Raw genomic sequence first — 3,132 nt, 5'->3', positions numbered from 1 at the left:
CCGCCGGCGGCCACCCGCCGCCCGGCGCCGCCGGCCGTGGTGCGGCCCTTCCAGCGGATGGGCGGCCGCTCCTGCTGCTGGCCGATCGGCGAGCCCGGCACGCCGGATTTCCGCTTCTGCACGGGCGAGGCCATTCCGGGGAAGCCCTACTGCCCCGAGCACGCTGCGGTCGCCTATGTGAAGGCCCGCGACCGGCGCGACGACGCCGCCTGACCGCGCGGCCGCCGCTGCAACGCAGAAGGCCCGGAGGGGGAACCCTCCGGGCCTTCTGCGTCTGGCATCCGCGGACGCTCAGGTGATGGCGGCCTCGCGGCGGCCGATCAGGCGGCGGCGCAGCGCGCCCGAGAGGGTGTCGATGGCGGCGACGGTCAGCACCATCAGGAGGATGATGAAGGCCACCTCGTCCCAGTGCCGCACCTTGATGCGCTCGGCGATCTGCAGGCCGATGCCGCCCGCGCCCACCACGCCGAGGATGGCGGCGGAGCGGGTGTTGCTCTCGAAGAAATAGAGCGCCTGGGCCAGCATCACCGGCAGCACCTGCGGCAGCACGCCGAAGCGCAGCGCGTGCAGCCGCCCGCCGCCCGAGGCCATGACGCCCTCGCTCTGCCGCTTCTCGGCGTTCTCGATGGCCTCGGCGTAGAGCTTGGCGAGCACGGCGAGATCGCTGGTGAAGATGGCCAGCACGCCGGCCAGCGGCCCGAGGCCCACGGCCCGCACATAGGCCAGCGCCCAGATCAGCTGGTCCACGCCGCGGATGCCGTCGAAGAGGCGGCGCACCGAGAAGCGCAGCAGCGTGACCGTGACGATGTTGCGGGCGCCGAGGAAGCCCAGCGGCACCGCCAGCAGCGCGGCGAGGAAGGTGCCGAGGAAGGCCATGGCCACGCTCTCCGCCATGCCCTTCAGGATGTCGAGCCACAGCTCGCCGGGGCTGGGCGGCACCATCAGCCGCAGGATGGTGGCCAGGCCCTCCAGGCCGTTCCACAGCCGCGCGGGGGTGATGTCGAACAGCCAGAAGCTCCAGCCGAGCCAGAGCAGGAAGGCCGCGCCCGCCACCCAGCGCAGCGCGCGGGTGGCTCGGCCGGGGCCGAAGGCGGCGGGCAGGCGGGCCTGCCATTGCGTGACGGTCTGCGCGTCCGGCCGCATCTCAGCGCCCTCCCACGACATGGATGAGGCGGTGCCGCAGCTGTTCGGAGACGAGGTCGATCAGCATCACGGCCAGGATGACCAGCAGCACGATGGCGCTGATCTCCTCGTAGTAGTTGAAGGCGATCACCTGGTAGAGCTCCTGCCCGATGCCGCCGGCGCCGACGAAGCCGATGACGCTGGCGCCGCGCACGTTGATCTCGAAGCGCAGCAGCGCGTAGCTCAGCAGGTTGGGCGCCACCTGCGGCAGGATGGCGTAGCGGCAGGCCTGCACCCAGTTGGCGCCGGAGGCGCGCAGCCCGTCCCAGGGCTGCATCTCGGCATTCTCGATCACCTCGGCGAAGAGCTTGCCCAGCGCGCCGGCGGTGTGGATGGCGATGGCCAGGATGCCGGCCAGCGGCCCGACGCCGAAGGCCCAGACGAAGATCAGCGCGTAGACGATCTCCGGCACGGTGCGGGTGGCCTCCAGCGCGCGGCGCGTCAGCGGCGAGAGCCAGCGCCCGGCGCCCAGGTTGCGCGCGGCGGGGAAGGCCAGCAGCATCGCCACGGCCGCGCCGGCCAGGGTGGCGAGCGCCGCCATCTGCGCCGTCTGCGCCAGCAGCAGCGCCCAGGAATCGAGCCGGTAGAGCCAGAAGGCCAGGCTGCCTTCCGTCTCCGCGCCGGAGAACAGGGCGGAGAGCTGCAGCGAGGGCAGGATGCGCCAGAAATACTCGCCGATGCGCGGCAGGCCGGCGGCCAGGGTGGCGGGATAGAACTCGCTGATGCGGGCGGCCAGCAGCAGCAGGGCGGCCAGCAGGCCGAGGCCCAGGAGCGTGGTGTTGCGGCGCTGGCGGCGGAGTGCCTGGAAGGCGGCCTCCCCGCGCCGCACCACCGGAAGATGCGCGGCGATGGCGTCCATGACTCTACTCGTGCGGGGAAGGGAAGGGGCCGGGGGAGGGTGGATCCTCTCCCCCGGCTGGCAGCCGCCCGGAAGCGCCGGTGGCGCTGCCCGAACTCATGCCACCTGCTGCAGGAGCGCCAGCGGCGCCAGCGGCCTCAGGAGCGCCGGCGGCGCCAGCGTCCTCAGGAGCGCCGGCGGCGCCATCTGGCCTCAGGAGCGCCGGCGGCGCCACCTGGCCTCAGGAGCGCCGGCGGCGCTCGGCGGCCTCCTCGCGGCGCAGCTGCACGATCGGCTCGAACATGGCGTGCGTCACGCGCTCATAGCCCTTGCCGCCGCCGCGCTCGATGTCGGCGTAGACCTTCGGGTGGGCGGTGGGCAGCGCCATGTGGAAGGCGGTGAAATCCTCCTTGAACGCCGCCGGCAGGGCCGAGCGCACCACCAGCGGGCCGTTCGGGATCGGGCGCGACTTCCAGATCAGGTTCAGGTCGGACATCTTCAGCATGCCCTTGGAGACCATCGCCTGCAGGTTGCCGCGGCTGAAGCCCTGGCTCTCGTCGCCGATGCCGGAAGCCCAGGTGCAGCAGGCGTCGTACTGCTTCTGCAGCACCGCCACCACCGCCTGCTCGTGCCCGCCGGCGAAGCCGGTGCGGGAGAAGTAGCCGTTGATGTCCACGCCGCTGTTGCGCAGCTCGGAGCGCGGGATCAGGTAGCCCGAGGTGGAGTTCGGGTCAGCCCAGGCGAGGGACTTGCCCTTCATCTGCTCGAGCGAGGTGATGCCGGAATCCTTCCGCGTCACCATCACCGAGATGTAGGAGGAGGAGCCGTCATTCTCCAGCGGCACCACCAGCGGCTCCACGGCGCCGTTGGTGTCGAGCCAGGCGCCGGCATAGCCGGAGGCGCCCATCGAGGAGGCCTCGATCTGCCCGGCCGAGAAGGCCTGCATCACGCCCGCGTAGTCGGCGGCGGGGAAGAGGCGGACGGGCACCTTGAAGGTGTCCTCGATCAGCTTGCGGTAGGCGTCGAAGCGGCCGAGGCGGTCGGCCTCGTTCTCGCCGCCGAGCAGGCCGATGCGGATCTGCGGCACCTGCTTCGCCCAGGGGCGCTCGCCG

General features: G+C 72.2%; 4 protein-coding genes. 1 reads left to right on the top strand and 3 read right to left on the bottom strand.

Annotation, left to right across the window (positions count from 1 at the left end):
- On the top strand, window positions 1-213 hold a 213-nt coding region (locus ACZJYS_RS23770), incomplete at its 5' end, for a GcrA family cell cycle regulator (RefSeq protein WP_493180568.1).
- Between the two features lie 78 nt (window positions 214-291).
- Here the strand turns inward: ACZJYS_RS23770 and phnE (ACZJYS_RS23765) are convergent.
- The 3 genes from phnE (ACZJYS_RS23765) to phnD form a co-directional block, all read right to left on the bottom strand.
- Window positions 292-1,143 (bottom strand): phosphonate ABC transporter, permease protein PhnE, encoded by an 852-nt coding sequence (gene phnE, locus ACZJYS_RS23765; protein WP_245906283.1) that lies wholly within the window; start codon window positions 1,141-1,143, stop codon window positions 292-294.
- 1 nt (window position 1,144) lies between these two features.
- Entirely contained in the window at window positions 1,145-2,041 is an 897-nt protein-coding gene (gene phnE / locus ACZJYS_RS23760; protein WP_109516633.1) for a phosphonate ABC transporter, permease protein PhnE, read from the bottom strand.
- Between the two features lie 220 nt (window positions 2,042-2,261).
- Window positions 2,262-3,132: phosphate/phosphite/phosphonate ABC transporter substrate-binding protein (phnD, locus tag ACZJYS_RS23755; RefSeq protein ID WP_493180567.1), on the bottom strand; the 871-nt coding region annotated here is incomplete at its 5' end.

The sequence above is a fragment of the Roseomonas sp. TS2 genome (genome assembly GCF_058833935.1).
This window is presented reverse-complemented; position numbering and strand designations above follow the sequence as displayed.

Excerpts from the sequence above, each read along its gene's own strand:
- phnE (WP_109516633.1), bottom strand. The coding sequence starts at position 2,041 with ATGGACGCCATCGCCGCGCATCTTCCGGTGGTGCGGCGCGGGGAGGCC.
- phnE (WP_245906283.1), bottom strand. The coding sequence starts at position 1,143 with ATGCGGCCGGACGCGCAGACCGTCACGCAATGGCAGGCCCGCCTGCCC.